This is a genomic window from Pseudomonas sp. FEN (assembly GCF_904067045.1).
Lineage (GTDB): Bacteria > Pseudomonadota > Gammaproteobacteria > Pseudomonadales > Pseudomonadaceae > Aquipseudomonas.
Genome location: NZ_CAJFDC010000014.1, coordinates 252,117 through 272,452, shown reverse-complemented (window position 1 = coordinate 272,452; position 20,336 = coordinate 252,117). Strand labels below are relative to the sequence as shown.

The 20,336-nt window shown below is 58.2% G+C and carries 18 protein-coding genes and 2 pseudogenes; 11 read left to right on the top strand and 9 right to left on the bottom strand.

Going from position 1 to position 20,336, the window contains the following annotated elements; all coding sequences use genetic code 11:
* Positions 1 to 13 precede the first annotated feature (13 nt).
* The 3 genes from PFEN_RS17680 to PFEN_RS17670 all read right to left on the bottom strand — a co-directional run bounded on the left by PFEN_RS17680 (position 14) and on the right by PFEN_RS17670 (position 3,298).
* Positions 14 to 982 carry an ABC transporter substrate-binding protein gene (locus PFEN_RS17680; RefSeq protein ID WP_191488096.1) on the bottom strand — a complete coding sequence of 323 codons (969 nt, stop codon included), beginning with the start codon at positions 980 to 982 and terminating at the stop codon, positions 14 to 16.
* 127 nt (positions 983 to 1,109) lie between these two features.
* Complete coding sequence (locus PFEN_RS17675) at positions 1,110 to 2,693, bottom strand: rhodanese homology domain-containing protein (protein ID WP_191488095.1); 1,584 nt, start codon at positions 2,691 to 2,693, stop codon at positions 1,110 to 1,112.
* A complete protein-coding gene (locus PFEN_RS17670) occupies positions 2,690 to 3,298 on the bottom strand; it encodes a cysteine dioxygenase (protein WP_191488094.1) in 609 nt (202 codons plus the stop codon). The genes PFEN_RS17675 and PFEN_RS17670 overlap by 4 nt, the downstream gene beginning before the upstream one ends.
* 219 nt (positions 3,299 to 3,517) lie before the next feature.
* Between PFEN_RS17670 and PFEN_RS17665 the strand changes: the two genes are divergently transcribed.
* Positions 3,518 to 4,423: a LysR family transcriptional regulator gene (locus tag PFEN_RS17665; protein WP_191488093.1), complete on the top strand. Its 906-nt coding sequence runs from the start codon at positions 3,518 to 3,520 to the stop codon at positions 4,421 to 4,423.
* A gap of 120 nt (positions 4,424 to 4,543) precedes the next feature.
* On the top strand, positions 4,544 to 5,338 hold the full coding sequence (locus PFEN_RS17660) for a class II aldolase/adducin family protein (protein ID WP_191488092.1): 795 nt from the start codon (positions 4,544 to 4,546) through the stop codon (positions 5,336 to 5,338).
* A gap of 119 nt (positions 5,339 to 5,457) precedes the next feature.
* Here PFEN_RS17660 and PFEN_RS17655 read toward each other — a convergent pair.
* Positions 5,458 to 6,545, bottom strand: a pseudogene (locus PFEN_RS17655) (LLM class flavin-dependent oxidoreductase).
* Positions 6,546 to 7,023: 478 nt separating this feature from the next.
* On the opposite strand from PFEN_RS17655, the gene PFEN_RS17650 reads away from it, so the two are divergent.
* The 6 genes and pseudogenes from PFEN_RS17650 to PFEN_RS30665 all read left to right on the top strand — a co-directional run.
* Positions 7,024 to 7,896 carry an ABC transporter permease gene (locus tag PFEN_RS17650; RefSeq protein WP_191488091.1) on the top strand — a complete coding sequence of 291 codons (873 nt, stop codon included), beginning with the start codon at positions 7,024 to 7,026 and terminating at the stop codon, positions 7,894 to 7,896.
* 1 nt (position 7,897) lies between these two features.
* Entirely contained in the window at positions 7,898 to 8,707 is an 810-nt protein-coding gene (locus PFEN_RS17645) for an ABC transporter ATP-binding protein (protein WP_191488090.1), read from the top strand.
* Positions 8,708 to 8,875: 168 nt separating this feature from the next.
* Positions 8,876 to 9,694 carry an energy transducer TonB gene (locus PFEN_RS17640; protein WP_191488089.1) on the top strand — a complete coding sequence of 273 codons (819 nt, stop codon included), beginning with the start codon at positions 8,876 to 8,878 and terminating at the stop codon, positions 9,692 to 9,694.
* Positions 9,695 to 9,778: 84 nt separating this feature from the next.
* On the top strand, positions 9,779 to 10,504 hold the full coding sequence (locus tag PFEN_RS17635) for a MotA/TolQ/ExbB proton channel family protein (protein WP_191488088.1): 726 nt from the start codon (positions 9,779 to 9,781) through the stop codon (positions 10,502 to 10,504).
* A 1-nt stretch (position 10,505) separates the two neighbouring features.
* Positions 10,506 to 10,907: an ExbD/TolR family protein gene (locus PFEN_RS17630; protein WP_191488087.1), complete on the top strand. Its 402-nt coding sequence runs from the start codon at positions 10,506 to 10,508 to the stop codon at positions 10,905 to 10,907.
* A 37-nt stretch (positions 10,908 to 10,944) separates the two neighbouring features.
* Positions 10,945 to 11,367, top strand: a pseudogene (locus PFEN_RS30665) (DUF4113 domain-containing protein); the annotation flags it as partial.
* Here PFEN_RS30665 and PFEN_RS17625 read toward each other — a convergent pair.
* The 3 genes from PFEN_RS17625 to PFEN_RS17615 form a co-directional block, all read right to left on the bottom strand.
* Positions 11,336 to 11,890, bottom strand: a complete 555-nt coding sequence (locus PFEN_RS17625) for an arsinothricin resistance N-acetyltransferase ArsN1 family B (protein ID WP_191488215.1) — start codon at positions 11,888 to 11,890, stop codon at positions 11,336 to 11,338. The pseudogene PFEN_RS30665 and the gene PFEN_RS17625 overlap by 32 nt on opposite strands.
* Positions 11,891 to 12,088: 198 nt before the next feature.
* A complete protein-coding gene (locus tag PFEN_RS17620; RefSeq protein ID WP_191488086.1) occupies positions 12,089 to 12,226 on the bottom strand; it encodes a hypothetical protein in 138 nt (45 codons plus the stop codon).
* A 252-nt stretch (positions 12,227 to 12,478) separates the two neighbouring features.
* Entirely contained in the window at positions 12,479 to 13,669 is a 1,191-nt protein-coding gene (locus PFEN_RS17615; protein WP_191488085.1) for a hypothetical protein, read from the bottom strand.
* Positions 13,670 to 14,189: 520 nt separating this feature from the next.
* Between PFEN_RS17615 and PFEN_RS17610 the strand changes: the two genes are divergently transcribed.
* Positions 14,190 to 14,384 (top strand): hypothetical protein, encoded by a 195-nt coding sequence (locus tag PFEN_RS17610; RefSeq protein WP_103498434.1) that lies wholly within the window; start codon positions 14,190 to 14,192, stop codon positions 14,382 to 14,384.
* A 443-nt stretch (positions 14,385 to 14,827) separates the two neighbouring features.
* Here the strand turns inward: PFEN_RS17610 and radC are convergent, their stop codons facing one another.
* Both radC and PFEN_RS17600 read right to left on the bottom strand, forming a co-directional pair.
* Positions 14,828 to 15,322: a RadC family protein gene (radC, locus tag PFEN_RS17605; protein ID WP_191488084.1), complete on the bottom strand. Its 495-nt coding sequence runs from the start codon at positions 15,320 to 15,322 to the stop codon at positions 14,828 to 14,830.
* A 107-nt stretch (positions 15,323 to 15,429) separates the two neighbouring features.
* On the bottom strand, positions 15,430 to 16,032 hold the full coding sequence (locus PFEN_RS17600) for a DUF3577 domain-containing protein (protein ID WP_191488083.1): 603 nt from the start codon (positions 16,030 to 16,032) through the stop codon (positions 15,430 to 15,432).
* A gap of 570 nt (positions 16,033 to 16,602) precedes the next feature.
* On the opposite strand from PFEN_RS17600, the gene mobH reads away from it, so the two are divergent.
* Together mobH and PFEN_RS17590 are read left to right on the top strand one after the other, a co-directional pair.
* Positions 16,603 to 18,498: a MobH family relaxase gene (gene mobH / locus PFEN_RS17595; RefSeq protein ID WP_191488082.1), complete on the top strand. Its 1,896-nt coding sequence runs from the start codon at positions 16,603 to 16,605 to the stop codon at positions 18,496 to 18,498.
* 261 nt (positions 18,499 to 18,759) lie between these two features.
* Positions 18,760 to 20,196: a TolC family outer membrane protein gene (locus PFEN_RS17590; protein ID WP_191488214.1), complete on the top strand. Its 1,437-nt coding sequence runs from the start codon at positions 18,760 to 18,762 to the stop codon at positions 20,194 to 20,196.
* The last annotated feature ends 140 nt before the right edge of the window (positions 20,197 to 20,336 follow it).

Here is a 20,336-nt window from a genome sequence, read left to right as displayed (position 1 = left end):
GCGGGACGGCGGTTTATCGAGAGGCTTGGGTCAGTGGGGTACGCTTGGCGTTGAAGCTCTTGTCGAAGCCTTGGGAGACATCGATGTGTTGGGTGAGAATCCCCTCTTCCTGGTAGATGTCAGCGGTGGTTTGCAGGCCGCTGATCACCGCGTCGCTGATCTCCACCGGTTGCATATGGGTGGCCTTGGCTACGGCGATATGCACCGCCAGGGGCAGGCCAGTGACCTTGGCCTGAGCGGCGGCATACTCTTCGGGATGGGCATTGCTCCAGCGATAGGCACGGTCGACCCGGGCAACGAAGTCGTCCAGTTGCTGGCGCTTGACGGCGATGGCCTGGTGGGTGGCCGCGAGGTACAAGTGGTTGGTCAGCAGGCGGTCACCGCTGACCAGGACCTTGGCCTGGCTTTGGGTGGTGGCGATGGTGGTATAGGGGTCCCAGGTCGACCAGGCGTCGGCGCCGCCGTTGTCCAACAAGATGCGCGACTCACTGGGCAGCAGGTAAATGAACTGCACGTCCTGGGTGGTCAGGCCGACACTGCGCAGCGTCTTGATCGCCAGGAAGTGTCCGATGGAGCCACGGGTGGTGACGATGCGCTTGCCCTTGAGGTCGGCGGCGGTGTTCAGTGACGAATCCTTCGGTGCGAGTATGGCCGTGGTGTAGCGCCCCTCGGCGTGGAGAATGCTCACCACCTTCAACGGTGCACCGGCACCGAGGGCGAACACATAGGGCGCATCGCCCAAGGCGCCGATATCCACGGCGCCAGCATTCAGCGCTTCACCCAGCGGGGCGGCGGCGGGGAACTCGGAAAACTGGATCTCATAAGGCACATCTTTCAGTTCGCCGGACACCTCCAGCAGCACTTTGATCGTCGACTTTTGATTGGCCACCAACAACGGTTGCAGGTCGGTAGCGTGGCTAGCCGCGCCGAACGTGAGGGCGGTGCTGAACAGCAGATGCTTGAGCGGTTGGGTAAAGCGCATAACAGCGTGCTCCAGGCGAACCTTGATGTTTCGTGTCACCTCCGCCTGGAGAAAGGGGTCGGGCTGAATTCAATGTATGGCGTATCGAACGGCGCTGCCCGGCATTCGGCGCAGAAGCCTGGAGGGCTCAGATCACATAAAAGCCATGGGTGCCGTCGCGGGCCAGTTGGTCCACCAGGCCGAATTCCCAGTCCAGGTAGGCCTGCATGGCTTCCCGGGGGTTGTCGGTACCTTCGTAGGGGCGGCGATAGCGGTCGATGCGTGGTGAGGCGAGGTGGCTTTCGCCTTCCTCCAGCGGTAGTTGTGCGGCAATCCAACTGGCGGTGCCGTCTTGTAGCAGGAACACCTGCTTGCCGGTCAGTGCCTCGACTTCGGCCACCGCCAGGCGTGCCAGTTGGCCGCTGCCGCAGGTCAGCACATAGCGTTGCGCTGCTGGCACCTTGGCCAGGACTTGCGGCAATTGCGCGCGCAGGGCCCACCAGGCACCGGGGATATGGCGTTTGACGTAGTTGGCGCTGCTGGTGAAGTCCAGTACCGCGGTGTCACCGTGGGGCAGCCATTCGGCCAGGGTCTGCGGGCTGATGACTTCGGCCTGTCGGGGTGCCGGGGCCGGCGCCTGCCACGCACCGTGTTCACTGAAGTGCGCCGGTTGCAGGTCATCCAGCACCTGTACCTCCCAACCCAGTTGGGCAAGCCAGGAGGCGGACATATTGGCCCGCACACCGTCGTCATCGACCAGCACCAGGCGCGCGCCACGCACGCTGGCGAAGTGGTCGGTTTCCTGCACCAGTTGGCCGCCCGGTGTCGAGCGGGCGCCGGGCAGGTGACCGGCTTCGAACTCCTCCGGAGTGCGTACGTCGAACAGGTAGGTGGTGCGCGCCGGTTGCTGCTGCCAGCGCTTCAGGTCGGCCAGGGTGGCGCGGCCCACGCGGGCTTTGTCGGCAACGCGGCGGGCAGCCTTGGCAGCGACTTGGCGATGTTCTTCCGAGGTTGGGGCAAAGCGGCGTGATTGACCATGCTGCAATGTTTGCCCGGCCAACGTCCAGCCGATGGTGCCGTTGCGCAGCGCGGATACCGGGTTGGCGATACCGGCATTGATCAGCGACTGGGTACCGATGATGCTGCGGGTGCGTCCGGCGCAGTTGACAATGATTTGGGTGGCCGGGTCTGGCGCCAGTTCGCGGGCGCGTAACACCAGCTCGGCACCGGGGACGCTGATGCCAGTGGGAATGCTCATGGTCTGGTATTCATCAAAACGACGGGCGTCGAGCACCACCACGTCGGCGTTACCGTCGAGCAGCGCCTGGACCTCTTCAGCGGCCAGGGACGGTGTGTGGCGCTGGCTTTCCACCAGTTCACCGAAGGCTTTGCTGGGGACGTTGACGTCGATAAACAGTTCGCCGCCGGCGCTGCGCCAACCGTCAAGACCGCCCGCCAACAGGCTGACCTGGGTGTAGCCGAGCGTCTGCAAGCGCTGGGCGGCGATGTTTGCCAGGCCTTCGCCGTTGTCGTAGACCGTCACATGGGTGTCACGGCGAGGGATGCGCGAGAAAACCTCCAGCTCCAGTTTGGACAGCGGGATGTTGGTGGCGAACAGTGGATGGGATTCGGCGAAAGGCGCTTCTTCGCGCACATCGACGAGGGCGACTTCTTCATGGTCCAACAGTGCCTGACGAATCTGGGCGAAGGTGCGGTTCGATACAGTACTCATAGGGCAGGGCTCTCTTTGGACAAATCCCAGATGTTCGGGAGAAAAGCGTTGGAGTAACCGGAGATAAACAGTTTCTCGCTGCCGTCGGGCTGATACACCGCTCGGCGCACGGCACCGATATTGGCGCCGTAGACATGAATGCTGATGGACACTTGATCATCAAAGGCATTGCTGACCTGGTGGATGTCACCGATCTTCGGCGAGACGGATTCGACCTGACCCGGTTTCAGTTGGATCCGCTTGCCCTCGGCGATCAAGGCACCGTCGCTGCTGCGCTGGAATCCTTGGGAGTATTCGGAGCCGCGCAACATGCCGATCAGTCCCCATACCCGATGATCATGAATCGGCGTGCTTTGCCCCGGCCCCCACACGAAGCTGACGATGCTGAAACGCTGCCGCGAATCAGCATGCAGCAGAAACTGCTGATAGCGCTCGGGGCTGGGTTGAGCAAATTCGTCCGGCAACCAGTCATCATGGCTGACCAGTTGCGCCAACAGTTTGCCGCCGCGGTGCAGCAGATCGCCTTCGCGAGGGTTGCCGTCGATCAGTTCCGCCAGCGCGCCTATGAATGCTCTGAGTCTCTCCGGGTGTCGCGCTTGGGTCATGAGATTTCCATCGTGGGTGATTCGTGGTGATGGGTTTATATAAGCATAATGTTTGTTGTTAATATGCTATTTTTTAATGATTAGGTTATAGCTGAAAGTAATTTAGAACTGGGCTGAATAGCGTTAGACGTTATCTGTAGGCGGGTGGGCTATCCAGGCACCGCGAATGGAACTATGCTTTTCATACATTTTAATGACGCTTCTCTATGTGCGGCCCAAATGAAAATTGACGATATCGATGCCTTTGTCGAAGTGATTCGTTGCCAGTCCATCAGCCATGCCGCCGAGTCGTTGCAACTGACCCAGCCGGCGATCACCCGCCGCGTGCAGAACTTTGAGCAGGCGCTGGGGGTGGAGTTGTTTGACCGTAACACCAAGCCGCTCAAGCCTACATTGATCGGAACCCGGGTTTATGAACAGTGCCGTCTGATCCTGCGGGAGATGGATGCATTACGCGAGTTGGTGGCCACCGACGCACCACCCACCGGGCTGTTGCGCCTGGGCGTGCCGCAAACCATCGGCGATGTGGTGTTGCTGGACGCCCTCAAGCATTTGCGCACCGAATACCCCGACCTGCGCGCGCAGGTGGCCACCGGCTGGGGCAGCCAGTTGGTCGGCAAGATCGAGCGCGGTGAGCTGGATGCGGCGGCGGCGTTGTTTCCGGCGGGCAAGATCTTCCCGGACAACATCGTCGGCGAATCCATCGGCAAGATGGAACTGGTGGTGGTGTGCGCCAAGGCCCAGTTGCCCAAGCGCTCCTGCAAGCTGGCGGATGTCTACCAGAACGGCTGGGTCCTCAACCCCGATGGCTGCGGCTTCCGTGCCGGGCTGCAACGTACCCTGTCGGATCAGGGGCTTGCCTTGCGGGTCAACCTGGAAACCTTTGGGACCGAGTTGCAGTTGGGGTTGGTGGCTGATGGCCTGGGCCTGGGCCTGGTGCCGCGCCCGTTGCTGGAACGCAGCCTTCATCGCGAGCAACTGGCGGTCATGCCTCTCAAGGATTTCAAGCCGGTGATGGACCTGTGGCTGATCTACCCGCACTTTCTTGGCAATCTGCAAGGACCGGTGGATGTCTTTGGCAAGCTGGTGGCAGCGTCGTTGCACAAAATTAGAAGCGCGGCCTGATTACGGTGTTTAATATGAAAAAAAATAATAATTAGCTTAGATTAAAATGTGATTTTTATTATTTTTTTCCATCCCATAGGCTTGCCTGGAAGTCCTTAAGGCCATCCAGGAAGTTTTGCCATGAGTAACGTCAGTCCGTTAACCAGCGTCTCGAACAATGTCCGATTGCGGGTCACTCCAGAAGAGTGGGAGGTCCGCGTCAAGCTGGCTGCGGCCTATCGGCTGGCGGCTTTGTATCAGTGGACCGATCACATCTACACCCATTTCTCCGCCCGCGTACCGGGGCCCGAGGAGCATTTCCTGATCAATGCCTTCGGGTTGTTGTTTGATGAAATCAGCGCCTCCAACCTGGTCAAGGTGGACATCGACGGCACCCTTGTCGACGACCCTACCGGGCTGGGCATCAACTACGCCGGTTATGTGATCCACAGCGCCATCCACGGTGCTCGTCCCGACCTGCAAGCGGTATTGCACACCCATACCCGCGATGGCATTGCGGTGTCGGCGCAGAAGGATGGGTTGTTGCCGATTTCCCAGCATTCCCTTGGTTTTTCCGGGCGGGTGGCCTACCACGGGTATGAGGGGGTGGCCCTGGATCTGGATGAGCGTGAACGGCTGGTGGCGGATCTGGGGGACAAGAGCGTGATGATCCTGCGCAACCACGGGTTGTTGACGGCCGGGATCAGTGTTGAGCATGCGTTCCAGCAGTTACAGGGGTTGGAGCGCGCGTGCAATATTCAGATTGCGGCGCAGACGGCGGGGAATGCCGAATTGATCTTTCCTCCGGCCGAGGTGGTGGCCAAGGTCGAGCAGCAGGCTGAGGTGTTCAAGAGTGGAGAGGGGGCTGGGGTGGCGCGGCATTGGAATGCGCTGATTCGACAGTTGGAGCGTACGGACACCGACTACAAGAATTAAGGCGGGCCTGATAAGTCAGGAGGCGTTGATATCTTTCCCCTTCACCCTAACTGCCCCCTCAGGAAGAGGGGGACAGTGGTTTCGTGTAGCAGGCCAAAACATCTCTTTCAAGAAACGGCCTAGGCGACCTTTTCAGATGCTTGCCGCTCGCGTTCTGCCACCAACTGGCGGGTCAGGGGGATCAGGCGCTTGCCATAGTCGATGGCATCATTGAGGGGGTCGAAGCCGCGAATCAGGAAGGTGGTGATACCGAGGTCGTAATAGTCGAGCAGGGCCTGTGCCACTTGTTCGGCAGTGCCCACCAGCGACGTCGAATTACCTTGCGCCCCCAGCAACCCGGCAATCCCGGTCCATAAGCGCTTGTCCAACCTTGCCCCTGGGCTGCGGCGGCCAGTAGACGACGAGACCCTTCGTTCGGCGGTTCGCGCCGCACAAATCCGTTTTGCTCGGCCAAGGCGGTAGCCTGTTGCAGAATGTGCTCTGCGCGCTGCCACGCCAGTTCCTCGGTCTCGGCCAGGATCGGCCGCAACGACAAACTGAAGCGAATCGTCCGACCATGTTTGGCTGCTTCAGCTCGTACCTGGGTCACCACTTCCCGTACCTGCTCATAGGTTTCACCCCACAGCGCATACACGTCCGCATGTTTGCCCGCCACGGCAATGGCGGCCGCTGAAGAGCCGCCAAAATACACCGGGATATGTGGCTGTTGCGGCGACCTTACCGTCGAGTACGCGCCCTCGACCTGGTAATAGGTGCCGTCATAGTCAAAGGGCTTCTCACTAGTCCACTCCTGGCGCACCACGCTCAGGTATTCATCCGTGCGGGCGTAGCGTTCGTCCTTGCCGATATGGCTTCCGTCGGCCCGCAGTTCGCGATCATCGCCCCCGGTGATGATGTGGACAGCCGTGCGCCCGCCGTTGAACACGTCCAGCGTGGCGAACTGTCGAGCGGCCAAGGTCGGTTGCACAAAGCCTGGCCGATGGGCAATCAGGAACTGCAGCTTTTTTGTCACGCTGGCGGCGTGAGCGGCGATGAGCGTGCTGTCCGGGCTGTTGGAGTGGAAGGCGATCAGGGCACGGTCGAAGCCGGCTGCTTCGTGGGCGCGAGCGACGGTTTCCACATAGTCGGGTTGCAGGGTTGGACCACTGCGGGGATGGATTTCCGAGGCGTGGTGACCGCCAATGTAACCGATAAATTCAATGCTCATGGTCAGTTCCTTGTGGTTGGGGGATGGATCAGAAGTCGTAGGCCAACTTGCTGCACCAGAGGCCGCCTCCGGGGTAGAACGGCGGGTTGCCCTACAGGCCCATGCCGACGGCCGGGGTAGCGTGTCTTTTGTCCAGGTGTACGTCGCAGAGGCTGGTGCCGGGCTGTAGGGTTCGAAAGTAGGGACTAGGGGCGGGGCTGTAAAATGCCGTTTTGTTCTAAGTTAATTATTAATTTGTAGAATTTTAGTTTGTGAGTGTTATCAGTAATAAGCATTTTAGGCTGGGAGGCGGGCGTGAGCGATCAGGGCTGCGGCCTGTGACGCTTTGTTATGCAAATAATTTATCTGGTATATTTTCTATCTGATTTTTAATCATATTAGATTATTCCTAAAAAGAATTTCACTGGGGTTTTTTATGCGAATAGCATGAAAAGGCAGCGGCGCTCCCGGCCGTGTTCTTTACGAGGAAGGAAGCCTGATGAATGAAAAGCCCCTGAATGCCAGCTCGTTTTCCGTCGACAAGGCGGCTTGCTTGCAGGGCAAGCCTGGAGGCGTATCACGACTGATTCCCCTTTGGCTGCGCAACTGGCGTACCCCTGAGGTGTTGCTGCGGTTGCTCAGCCCGATCGTGTTGCTGCTGGTGTGGGAGTTGGCCTCCGAGTTAGGGCTGATCCCGCAACGGATCATCGCCGCGCCGTCACAGATCGGCGATACCTTGTGGGTAATGATCGTTTCCGGCGAGTTGGGCAAGCACCTGTTGGTGTCCCTGCAGCGGGCGTTGCTGGGCCTGAGCATCGGCGTCAGTATTGGCGTTGCGGCAGCGCTGATTACCGGCCTGTCCAAGCGCGGCGAAGTGATCCTCGATTCGCCGATGCAGATGCTGCGCACCATCCCCTCCCTGGCGCTGGTGCCGTTGTTCATCCTCTGGTTCGGCATCGGCGAGTTCACCAAGATTGCGCTGATCGTCACCGGCACGACCTTCCCGGTATACCTCAACCTGTTCGCCGGTATCCGTAACATCGACCCCAAGTTGATCGAGGCCGCCAACACCTTGGGGCTCAATCGGCGTGAGCTGATCTGGCATGTGATCTTGCCGGGCTCGTTGCCTTCGTTCTTTGTCGGCTTGCGCTATTCCCTGGGGATTTCCTGGCTGGCCCTGGTGTTTGTCGAGCAAATCAACACCACCGCCGGCATCGGTTACCTGGCCAGCGATGCGCGGGACTTCATGCGCACCGACGTGATTGTGATTTGCCTGTTGATCTACAGCGTCCTTGGCCTGCTGATCGACGGCCTGATTCGCACCCTGGAACGTTTCGCCCTGGCCTGGCGCCCATCTTTTGTGAGGAACTGACATGTTGAACATCGACCCTTTACAAGCTGCGCAATCCACGTCTGGAACCGCGCCTGTGCAATTGCGCAATGTAGTGCGCCAGTTTGGCCAGCAGCGGGTCATCGACGGTCTGGACCTGGACATCGCACCGGGCGAATTCGTCGCGTTGCTCGGGGCCAGCGGCTCGGGCAAGACCACCTTGTTGCGCAGCCTGGCCGGTCTGGACAGCATCGACAGCGGCCAGCTTCTGGTGCCCAAGGCGCGGGCCGCGGTATTTCAGGAACCGCGGTTGATGCCCTGGAAGCGTGCCTGGAAGAACGTGATTCTTGGTCTGCATATCCCGAATGCCAAAGCCAGAGCGGTGCAAGCTCTTACTGAAGTCGGTCTGGCCCATCGCCTTGAAGCTTATCCGGCGACGCTTTCTGGCGGCGAGGCGCAACGCGTGGCGTTGGCTCGCGGCCTGGTGCGCGAGCCGAAACTGTTGCTGCTCGACGAGCCTTTTGCCGCGTTGGATGCGTTGACGCGCATCCGTATGCATCGGCTGATCATCGAGTTGTGGCGCAAGCATAATCCGGCTGTGTTGCTGGTGACCCATGACGTCGATGAAGCCATCCTGCTGGCCGATCGGGTGATTGTGCTCGCCGACGGCAAGATTGCCGAACAGTTGCGTATCGATTTGCCGCGTTCCCGGGATACCGGCCAGGAGGGGTTTCAGGCCATCCGCGCACTTTTGTTGAGCCTGTTGGGTGTCGAAGTGGAAGTCGATGCACCAGGGGGCGGCGTCTCTCTCAAGACCTCGACCATACCGGTCCGGCGTTTTGCCCACGGCTGATGCTGGGGGCAATGATGTGTTGCAGCGCTTCGCCAAAGCGTTCGAGTGGGCCCGGCAAAATACCGATGTTTACGCTCCGGGTCTTCGCAGGGGTCAACGAAGTCACAGTCTGCACGGTAATTCGGGTTGAATCTCGACATGAATCTGAAGCTCTACAGGAGTCAATCGATGGGCAATGTCCAGAGCGTCGCAAGTGCCCAAGAGGTGTTCAGGCCCTTGATACCCAACGGCGAGTTGCTCGACCTAGGCCGGGCCTTTCGGGAACCATTGGCGCTGTCGCGTCTGCACCGTACGCCCAAGAGGGTGTTGAGTCGCCGTGAGGTGATTTTGCTCGGGGCGTTCGCATTGGTGCTGCATGGCGCGGTGATCGTCTGGATCAACCAGACACCGCCGCCGGCATTGCCTGTGGTGCCGCCGGAGATTCCGCCAATGACCATTGAGTTTTCGCAGCCGACGCCGCCCGCAGTGGAGCCTCCACCGCCCGAGCCGACTCCACCGCCTGTGGTCGAACCGCCCCCGCCGGTCGAGGATGAATTGGCCGTCAAACCACCGCCACCGAAACCGATTCCCAAGCCCAAACCCAAACCTGTGGTTAAGCCGGTGCTCAAACCGACGGCCAAACCGATGGAGCCGCCGCCTGCTTCTCCTGCTCCGCCGCAACCGGTCGCCGCCCCGGCACCTCCTGCGTCGCCAGCACCAAAACCGGTGACCCCTGCATCGGCCAGCGCCGGTTACTTGAAGAACCCGGCACCTGAATACCCCTCGCTGGCGATGCGTCGCGGCTGGGAAGGCACGGTATTGTTACGGGTGCATGTCCTGGCCAGCGGCAAGCCCGGCGAAATCCAGATCCAGAAAAGCAGCGGACGTGATCAACTCGATGATGCCGCACTGGCTGCGGTCAAACGCTGGAGTTTCGTACCTGCCAAGCAGGGTGATGTCGCCCTGGACGGCTGGGTCAGCGTACCCATCGACTTCAAAATCAAGTAACTCAACTTAACCGATACAGCGCGGGCTACCTGACAAAAGGCGCATCGCTACAACCGATCTGATGCCTTGTTGGAGAGCCTGACCATGAACCTGATTGCTTCACCTTTCGAATCCATCGAACACGCCGTCATCTGGCTGTTGATCCTCTTTTCCGTCGCCACCTGGGGCCTGGCCTTGCTCAAGGGTATACAGTTCACCCGCCTCAAGGCCCAGGATCGCAAATTCCATCAGCGCTTCTGGGCAGCCTCCAGTCTTGATTCCGCCGCCGAATTGGCCCATAGCCAACCTGGCGCCGCCGCTCGTGTGGCACAGGCCGGTTATGCGGCGATCCAGGTGCCGGAGGGCGCGCAAACCACCGACTTGAGCCAGGCGATCAACCACCAGGACCGTCTCGAGCGCGCCCTGCGCCAGCAGATCGTACGTGAGCGGCGCTCGCTGGAAACCGGCCTGGCAATCCTCGCCAGCATCGGCAGCACCTCGCCCTTTATCGGCTTGTTCGGTACCGTCTGGGGCATCATGTCGGCCTTGAAAGGCATCAGTGCGGCGGGCTCGGCGAGCCTGGAAACCGTGGCCGGGCCGATCGGTGCCGCCCTGGTCGCCACCGGCGTCGGGATCGCCGTCGCGGTGCCAGCGGTGCTGGTGTACAACTATTTTCTGCGACGCCTGAAGCTGACGGCCGCTGATCTGGACGACTTCGCCCATGATTTCTATAGCCTGGCGCAGAAAAATGCGTTCCGCGTGCTGCTGCACCCGGTGCTGAGCAAGTCCGGCGCGACCGTCGCTGGACAGAAAGTCAAGGAGGCATCCTGAGATGGCTTTTTCCACACAAGACAGTGATGAAGTGCTCAGCGAGATCAACGTCACGCCATTGGTGGATGTCATGCTGGTGCTTCTGGTGGTGTTCATTGTCACCGCGCCGCTGCTGACCAACGCGATCCCGATTAACCTGCCAAAGACCGAATCGGTGGTACCCGCGGCACAGAAAGACCCGCTGGTGGTCAGTATCGATGGCCAAGGCAAGCTGTTCATCAACAAAGACCAGATCCAGCCTGATTTGCTGGAAACCAGCCTCAAGGCCGCGAAGATCAAAGACGCCGATGTCCGTGTGCAACTGCAGGCCGACAATGGCGTGAATTATGGTGAAGTGGCCCGGGCCATGGCCTCTATCGAACGGGCGGGGATCACCAAATTGTCGGTGATTACCGCGAAATAAGACAACTTCCAGCGGCAGATACTGCAGTCTTCGGTGACGCGTTGACCGCTTCAATCCGAAGGAGGCCAAATACGCTATTGGGGGATCGATCTGCCGTATCCCTCGGACGACATGCGCCTGCTCACGAAGAGGGTGTGGATGCCCTCGGCCAACTCTTTCTGCCCGGCTTCAGATACAGCAAAGCCGAGATTCTACTCCTCAATCTCTGCCAGCGAGGCGAGTACACCGATGACCTGTTCGCCGACTCTCAACCCGCCAACACCTCGAAAGGTATGACCGTACTGGACCAGATCAACAACCGATGGGGCAGGGGAACGCTACGCGCCGCCATCGTTCCCCCTCACCCCGGGTGGGGCATGGGCCTGGGATGATGAGCCGCAGTTTCATCATTCGGCTGGATCAACTCTGGAGGCTGACGTCCGAAAGCCCTACGGCTCTACATATCTTCTCGCTTCACTGAAAGCGAGAATTTCGGCCGGTGGTGTCGCCGTACAGAGCGGCTTGCGCCAGTAGCCTACGTCATGCCATCGACCCTGTTTGAATCCTACTTCGGGATAGGTGCCGATGTGGGAGAAACCAAGTGCTTCATGAATACCAACGCTCCCTGCATTAGGCAGGGCGATGCCTGCATACGCGGCATGGAAGCCTTGTTTCTCCAGGATCGGCAGGAGGCGCTGATAGAGCGCACGCCCAATGCCCCGGCGATGCACCGTTGGGGCAATATAGACCGTGACATCCACCGACCAGCGATACGCTTCTCTGGTTCGGTGCTGACTGGCGTAGGTATACCCGACTACCTTGTCGTCCAGTTCCGCAACCAGGTAGGGATAGGTCGGCAGCGTTGCCGCGATCCGATTGGCCATCTCAGCAACCGTTGGTGGAATGAGTTCGAACGAGATGGCCGTATCCAACACCATAGGCGCATAGATCGCCTGGAGGGCTGGAGCATCAGCCGGTGTTGCCACCCTGATTGTGTACCTCATGGCTTTTCCTTTCCGTTGCTCGTATTGATCCATGTGCCCTCCGAAATGAGCGTCTCACAGTGCGCGTCTGTTTTTTCCCTTTGATGAGACGTTTTTACTGACAGAAAACCCCGAAGAAAAGAACTACAAATCTAGAACGCCACTACGGAATGGATCCGATGGTGCGCGCGATGGTGCTCATAAGCTGCAGGTGCGGATTCAGGTCACTGGCTGCAAGCCGATCTGGCGGGTAAACAGACGGGTCTGCTCGGCGATATAGGTCGAGCCGTTATCGCTCAGCCACTGCACGAGCGTGTTTGGCAGTTGATCGCCAAAACGCTTCTCCACGCGTTCCAATATCAGGTCCCGGATGTCATCACCGCTATAGCCCATCGGACTGGTAACCCAGCCGATGGCTTCGCGGTCACAGCAGTGTGAGTGTGAAATAAAATGCGGGGCGGCAGCGGGTGAGGTATACAGCACCGCACCTGCTTCCTCTCTGCCGATACCCTAATATTGGCGTAGGACGAAGTGCATCGCTTCCTGGACCGTCGGATTCATCATCTTTCAGCCAGCTGAAAGATTCTGTAGCCGCACCGAATCACCCACTTATTGAGCCGTCGGGAGCTGCACCGGAGCGCTGAGTGGCTGCACCTGAAGCCTTGGATCGGCCAGCTTGAAGCCATGCCCGTCTGGAGTCGGGGTAGAAGAGGCCGCCCCCCCTGTTGTAGCCACAGTTCCACTTCCGGTCTTAATTGCGCCGCACCCGGTCTGCAGGCTGAAATTCACACCCCTGTAGCCAACAACCACTGGTAATTGAAAGACCTGCTGCAAAGTAATGCCATTACTAGAGGATCTGACCACCGATCCTGTTACTCCAGGCAGGTTAGGGACAATGGATTCGGTAAGAGCACGCATTTCTGCTTGGATAGCCTCTTGATTGGCTTTAAGCGCTGTCACCTTATTCGACATTTCAGGTCCCTGTGGCGCGGCGTTAACCTGGTTGATTTCTTGGGTGGTCGCTGTGTTCTGGGTGCTCAGGTTGGCAAGGCGCGTAACAGCAGCCGACGTTTGCGCACTGAACCCATCCTGCGCCGATACGGCCACATCAATCGCGCGGGCTGAATACACTTCTGTAATCAACACCATCACCGGCTGATACTCACATGACGAGCTGAAGCTCCGCATATCAGCAGGATCATAGGTACTGCTGCGCGCCAGAAATTTTGCCTTGGCGGCCATGTAAGGAACTCCGTAGACCTCCGCCGCAGGGACCGAATAAGCAACGCTGTAGGACGACTTGCGCCCGCCACTCAGAAACGCCTTAACAGCACTATTGGTGACGTTCACACCTATCTGGCTTTCAGATACCGAAGCGAATGTAAAACCCGGGAACGCCACCAAACTATTAAGCCGTTTGTCGTTGCCTGCGCGGGTAAGCTCCGGTAGTTGCCACGTTTTTTTCGCAGCAGTACCCTGCCCATCATTGTACGCATCCATCTTTGTGACATTTAAGGTTGGCGCTATCGCTTCCAATTCGGTAGTCAGATCAATATGGTCGTACCACTGCGGCGGTACGGAATAAAACGAAGGAGGTGGTGAAACTCCTGCGATCATCGCCCTGGACATATAAATATCGCCAATGTATACGTTACCCCGCGGAGGATAGATTGCCTGGATACCAAGTTGCTGGGTATTTTCGCTCCAGTTCTTCGCCACCGCTCCCGGCTCTGGCATCGAACTCTTGCACGCCACCAATCCAGCCGCAATGCTGACAATAAAGCAATAAGACACACGCATATGTCACCGCCTCAAGAAGGACTTTTGTAGTTTTTGATACGCCGTTAAAAAGCAAGAAATATTTGAAGCAAGATGATTTTCGGGTGAGGGGCCGAATCGTACCCGTAAGAACAGGTGCGTAGTCACATGCTAATACTCATCGATCACACTAGTCTGGCTCTAGCGTCGTGCGGGACTCACAAGCTAAAAATGACGCACGTAATAGCGAAATCTGCCTTCACCACAGCTAGACGCTTGCTTGATTAGAGAACACAAACCACCGGTAACATCGATACCTATATGTATTAGCTCATCGCTACAAGAATGCTAGAGAAATCTGAATTATTTTTGATCGATAAACGTTGCGCCAGTTTGTTGAGTGCGTGTCAATAAGGAGGCCCTCAGGGGAGGGCTCCCCGAAAGCTTCGCGGATGGTTCCACAGATTTCATCTGCGTGGAGATACCCATGCGGTACTGGGTAGGGATTTACGGTCACCCAAGAGCCGCTACACTTCCCAGCTCTCTGTTTTGGACCCCTGCTATGAATCTCTCTGATGTCGTTCTTGTGCTGCTCTTGGCTGCACGCATTCATGGTACGGATGAAGCGGTGAGGGCATCGGCCAAGAGCTGCGTGAAGAAGCTGCCACGGTCCAAACGCGACCTGATCTACAACGTGATCAACAGCCGCAGCCCCATGGAGCTGGTCGCCCTTCTGGCTGAAAATCTCGATGACTGAACACCAAAGCACTCGAGTTGGTTTCGAGGTCGATGGACCTTCTTTTGCTCATCTGTAGCGCTGTCTCGGCCCAGGACACCCTGAGTGAAGAGGCCGTACGCCTGTACGGAGGGGGGCTATTCGTACAGGACCAGTGGCTGTGGGTCAGCACGTAGACTGTGCCGATCAAAGGAGAGGAACTATAAGCGTCGCCCTGCCAGAGGTACGTTGTATGCGCTGTGGTCTATTTGAGTTTATCTATCAATGTCAAGACAGAGATCGTGATGACGAGCGGAGCAACCATCTTCGTCTGTTCCCGGGCTGGGCTGGTTCAGATCGACCCCTCGCCGCGAGAACCAGGTGGCATCGGGTGGGATTTCACAAGGTGAAAAAAAGCCCGACAAGGTCGGGCTGAGTAGGGAAAGTGACAGCTCACCGCTCCAGTGAGGGCGTCTTGATAGTGGTTACATCAACCCATGTTGGGTCATGGACAGTGGATCACCGGCACCGACAATGATGTGGTCCAACAACACCACATCAATAAGCGCCAGGGCCTCATGTAGCCGTTGGGTCAGTGCGCGATCGGCCCTGCTGGGTGTAAGGCACCCCGAAGGATGATTGTGAGCCACGATGACCGCTGAGGCGTTGTGAGCGATTGCACGCTTGAGCACCTGCCGGGGGTAAACACTGGTGTGACCAAGGTCTCCTTGAAACATGGTTTCAAACGCGAGGACTTGGTGCTTGATGTCCAGGAAAATGACGCAAAAGACCTCGCGCTCCATTCCGGCCAGTTTCAGTTTGAGGAAGCGGCCGACCTCTGGCGGACTCTCTAGTTTAGGACCCCGAGTGAATAGCCGCCGATCCAGAATCTGCATGGCCTTTTCGATCAACAGATCTTCCTGGGCGGGACTTTGAATCTCCTGAACCTTTTTGTCATTCAAGACTTGGTTAGAACTCATGACGTTAACCTCAGTATCCCGTCATGGAGGCACCTCATCCCTGGGGGACGTGTATGCCCCCGAAGGTGAAAGAAGGCGCCGGTTAGGGCGCCTGGGTGGATGACGGATCAGACCGCGTGGTGCGTGATCGCTGCATCTTCCGTCATATCGGTTGGCTCAACGTTGCCGGTGGCCTCCGAGACGTCAGTCGACTCGGGCGTTTCTAGTGCCTCCAACGCGGCGGATGTCTGCGGTGTATCCACGGTATCCAACGCATCGGATGTCTCTGATGCATTCGATGGAATGACGTCTGAGGTGCTTTCCTTGGGCGGTGCGACATACACCACTTCACCATTGATTTTGATCATGGACAGAGAGAGCAAGTTGCTTGTCAGTCCAGCCCCCGGCTGGCCTCGAAGCTCACTTTTCTGATGGATGAAGGGGCTGACCAAAAGGTTGCTGAGTGTGAAGCATGCCAGTACGGTTTGGCCTGAGTTGATCTCTTGTACGCAATGGCTGATGAGCTGTTTCGCTTCAGCACCGATCACCGTGCAGTCGAAGTACGTGTAATCGGCGCTGTCTGCTGGGCCTTGGATTGCGGCAACAGAGAGTTTCAGATACGACTGCCCATTGCGGGTGATCGTCCTGACATTGTTGAGATAACCGATGCCATGAAGGTACAGGTTGAAGTACTTTTTTTCTTCGCCAGCGGGCTGAGTTTGCGTGGTCATGAGTGTCTCCAATTTCAATAGGAAAATGGGGAAACACTCATCCCCAGGGGAAAGTGATTCCCCATTGGGTAGTGGTGCAGTAGGCATTCGGTCGTCAAAGGCACTGACGACTGACCGCGATGATGAATGCGAGAGCGGCCTGGTGGTGATCTACGCGATCATCGCGTCGTAGCCTTTTAGATCCGAGCTACCTGGGTATGTTGCCGACAAAGTCAGCAGGACACCCCTTCATCATGAAAAAAGAGCCCCCGGCCGTCTAGTCCGCTCTTTCAGACGGAGGGTGTCGGATAATTCAACTTGACCGCCGTGGGCTGGCGAAGCATCTCGCGTGGTGCCACTTCCCATACGTCTTCCGACTAATACGGCTCGGCCCCACCCACAACCAATAAATGCAGTGGGACGCAATCCTGTTTTCTCCTGGTGACCCGCGTCCCAAAAAGGTCATAAAAGGAACGGCAAACGGAAGGGGCTAAGGGAAGCAAAGCGAAGGGCAAAGGGCTTACCTGCAAAAGGTCATCCGTGCACTGAACAGAAAAAAGGCTTCCTCACAGCACACGGATGGCAGGCAGAATGTTCTGGCGATTCCTATTGAAAAAGGTAGTTGATCACGAGCCAACCCGAAAGACCGGGGCGTCTGACTACCTCACGCCTCAGACGGCCAGTGAGCTGCTATCGACCCCGCGTCGGCGTAAGCTCCTGGACCACATCTGGAAGCACACTTCACTGTCGCACCGGCAGTTTGCTGACCTCTATCTACACCCCATCGAGCGCTATGCCGAACTGGTTCAGCAACTGCCGGCCTCTGAAAACCATCACCATGCCTATCCAGGCGGTATGCTCGATCATGGCCTGGAGATTGTGGCCTTCGCCCTGAAGATTCGGCAGTCGCACCTGCTGCCCATGGGAGCCTCCCCCGAAACCCAGGCGGCACAAACTGAAGCCTGGACCGCCACCCTCGCATACGCCGCCCTTTTGCATGACATTGGAAAAATTGCAGTCGACGTGGAGGTGCAACTGGACAATGGCGCGGTGTGGCACCCCTGGCACGGCCCGATCAGCCGTGCGTATCGCTTCAGGTACCTGAAGGGGCACCCCTACAGGCTACACAGCGCCGCGACGGGTTTGCTCTTCAGGCAAGTGCTGCCGCCGTCGATTCTCGATTGGCTGAGCACCTACCCCGAGCCCTGGAGTGCACTGGTCTATGCATTGGCCGGACAATACGAACATGCCGGCACCTTGGGTGAATTGGTGAGTCAGGCGGACCAAGCGTCGGTGGCGCAGGAGTTGGGAGGTAATCCCGCTCGGGCACTGGCCGCACCGAAGAGTTCCTTGCAGCGCCAACTGATTGAAGGTTTGCGCTACCTCGTCAACGAGCAGCTCAAGCTAAACCAGCCGCGTGCGTCAGACGGCTGGCTCACCGATGACAGCGTCTGGCTGGTCAGCAAAACAGTCGCGGACAAGCTGCGTGCCCACTTGCTGTCCCAAGGCGCGGAGGGGATTCCGTCCTCGAACGCCACGCTGTTCAATGTCCTGCAGGACAACGCGATCATTCAGGTCAACGTTGAGGGCAAAGCGATCTGGACCGCCACCGTACAAAGTGGCAAATGGAAGAAGACCCTCACGTTCCTCAAAGTTTCCCCGGCATTACTTTGGGAGGAGGGTAAGCGTCCACCTGTGTTCAGCGGCACGATCACAGTTGAAACGACGATCGAAACAACCGGGCAACCCCGTGATACACCTGCCGTCGATCGCTCATCGCCCGAACAGGCTTGGCCCTGGGACGCCGAACCGGACTGGATGCAAGACTCTGCTCAGGCCCGTTTCACCTTAGACGAGGAACCGACCCACGTCGTGGGTATGCAGGTGCCGGAGCAAGTACTTGAAGACCCTCCCGAATGGTTTCGACTGTTGGATGAGGACCGCTCAATCGACACGCATCCCCACGAATCCGGCGAGCCTTCCACCGTCGAGGCCTATCCGCAGCCTGTTCGTCAGCCCCCTGTTTCGCGCGAGTCCGACACGCCCGTTCGTTTGCCTAGTCAGGATATGAAGGGGACGGATCTGGGAAATGCCTTCATGACCTGGCTACGCCAAGGCATCCTGAAGCACACGATCACCGTCAACGACGCCCATGCGCCGGTTCACAGCGTTGCCGAGACGGCTTTTCTGGTCACACCGAAGATCTTTCAGCGCTATGCCCAAGAGCATCCTGAAACCGCGCGAATGGCCAAGGAGCAGGGCACCAGCGATTGGCGTTGGGTTCAACGCTGCTTCGAGAAACTGGGCCTGCACCACAAGAGTGAAGAGCGTCTGAATATCTGGGTCTGTGAAGTCAAAGGCCCGCGCAAAACCCGAGGCATCAAGGGGTATTTGCTCAAGGATCCCAGTCTGATTTTCACGGAGAAACCCTATGACAATCCGTATCTGGTGCTGAAGGACTCCTGCAGGGGAGCTCCCTACGCCTGACCCGCGGTGCGAAAGCGGCGTAAATCCCGACGCACCAGGCCATCGATCAGCCCCGTGAACCCATGACCCTAGCTTGAAGTGAGGCAGCGGTTGGGCATTTAGGAAATGAGGGCTCACCGCTGATGGTTTGATCCAATGATTCTTGACCTGCGACTGACTCTGGCATAGTTTCCCCGCCCGCTGGATCCGCCCCTCCACATCTTTCTACTCCGGGCTTCGCAAAAGGACTTGTTCATGAGCCGCACGCATTGTGTCGCCTTAATGGCGTGGCTGCTGCCTACCAGCTTGCTGGCATCGGAAACCCCTTCGTCCACTTCGAATCGAGCTGACCTGCTGTCGGTCTATCGCGAGGCCGTGACGCACAACAGCGAACTGGCCGCGGCGCGTGCCGGATTTGAAGCGCAACAAGAGGCCGTTCCCCAGGCATGGGCCAACCTGCTGCCGGCGATCAGCACCGGCGCGAATATCGAGTCGACTCGCCTGGAGCGTGATTCACCACAACTGACACGTGAGCGCAGCGGCACCACCTACCAGGCCAACCTGAAACAGCCGCTGTTTCATGTGGAGTCCTGGTTCGGCTTGAAAGCAGCGCAGGCGAGTACCTCCCAGGCCGCCGCCGAACTCTCGGCGACCGAACAGGAACTGATCCTGAAAACAGCGGAAACCTACTTCGAAACGCTGCGAGCGACCGATACCCATGCGGCGTCCGAGGCGGAGGAGGCGGCACTCAAGCAGCAGATGGATCAGTCCCGTGGACGCCTGAAAGGGGGGATGTCGAGCATTACCGACGTCCTCGATGCCGAGGCCGCTTATGACAATGCTCAAGCCAACCGCGAGCTGGCCGCGCGCAAGGTCGATGACGCATTTGAACAACTGGTACGCCTGACCAATCACGAATACGTGAGCATTGAGGGCGTGCGTCATCAACTGCCGGTGCTATCGCCTGTTCCCCTGGATGCCAAGCTCTGGGTCGATACGGCGGTGAGGCAAAACCTCAAGCTTCAAGCGAGCAACCTGGCGGTTCAAGCCGCGGAAGAAACGTTGCGCCAGCGACAAGCCGGACACGCGCCGACCGTGGACGCCGTGGCGTCATACCGCAAGGGGGATAACGACAGTTTTGGCTACAGCAACCCCAGCGATATCGGTCGAAGCGATTACAGGGGCAACGTCGCCCAGAGTTCGATTGCGGTCGAAGTAAGCATCCCACTGTACAGCGGTGGTCGGGTCAGTTCCCAGGCACGCGAGGCTTACAAAAGGCTCGGCCAGAGCGAAGAGCAGAGAGAAGGTCAGCGCCGGGAGGTGGTGCTCAACACCCGTAATTTTTACCGTGCGGTGAACTCGGACATCGAACAGATCCGAGCCCGGAAAAAGACCATTCTTTCGGCCCAAGGCTCGTTGAAGGCGACCAAGGTCGGGGCGGATATTGGTATTCGTAACACCGTGGATGTCCTCAACGCTCAACGCCAACTCTTCACCTCGGTGCGCGACTACAACAACGCCCGATACGATTACATCCTCAATAACCTGCGGTTGAAGCAGTCGGCGGGCACCCTCAGCCCGTCGGATCTGCAAAGCCTTGCCCAGTTCCTAAATCCGGACTACGACCCACGTCGTGACTTTCTGCCTCCGGAAATGACCAGCATGGGTATGGATCCGCAACGCCCACCTCCAGCTGATCATGCTGTCAAAGGCCTCTGAGGCAAAAGCCCCCGCCGAATATTTGTGTGTGTGTCAGTGATGTATAAAATTGTTACAAATGAAGGCATATTGCTATTTTCCCGTTGAGCCCAATCCGCCTATGATCCGCACCCCAGGGATTCAGGGCAAAAAAGCCAAGT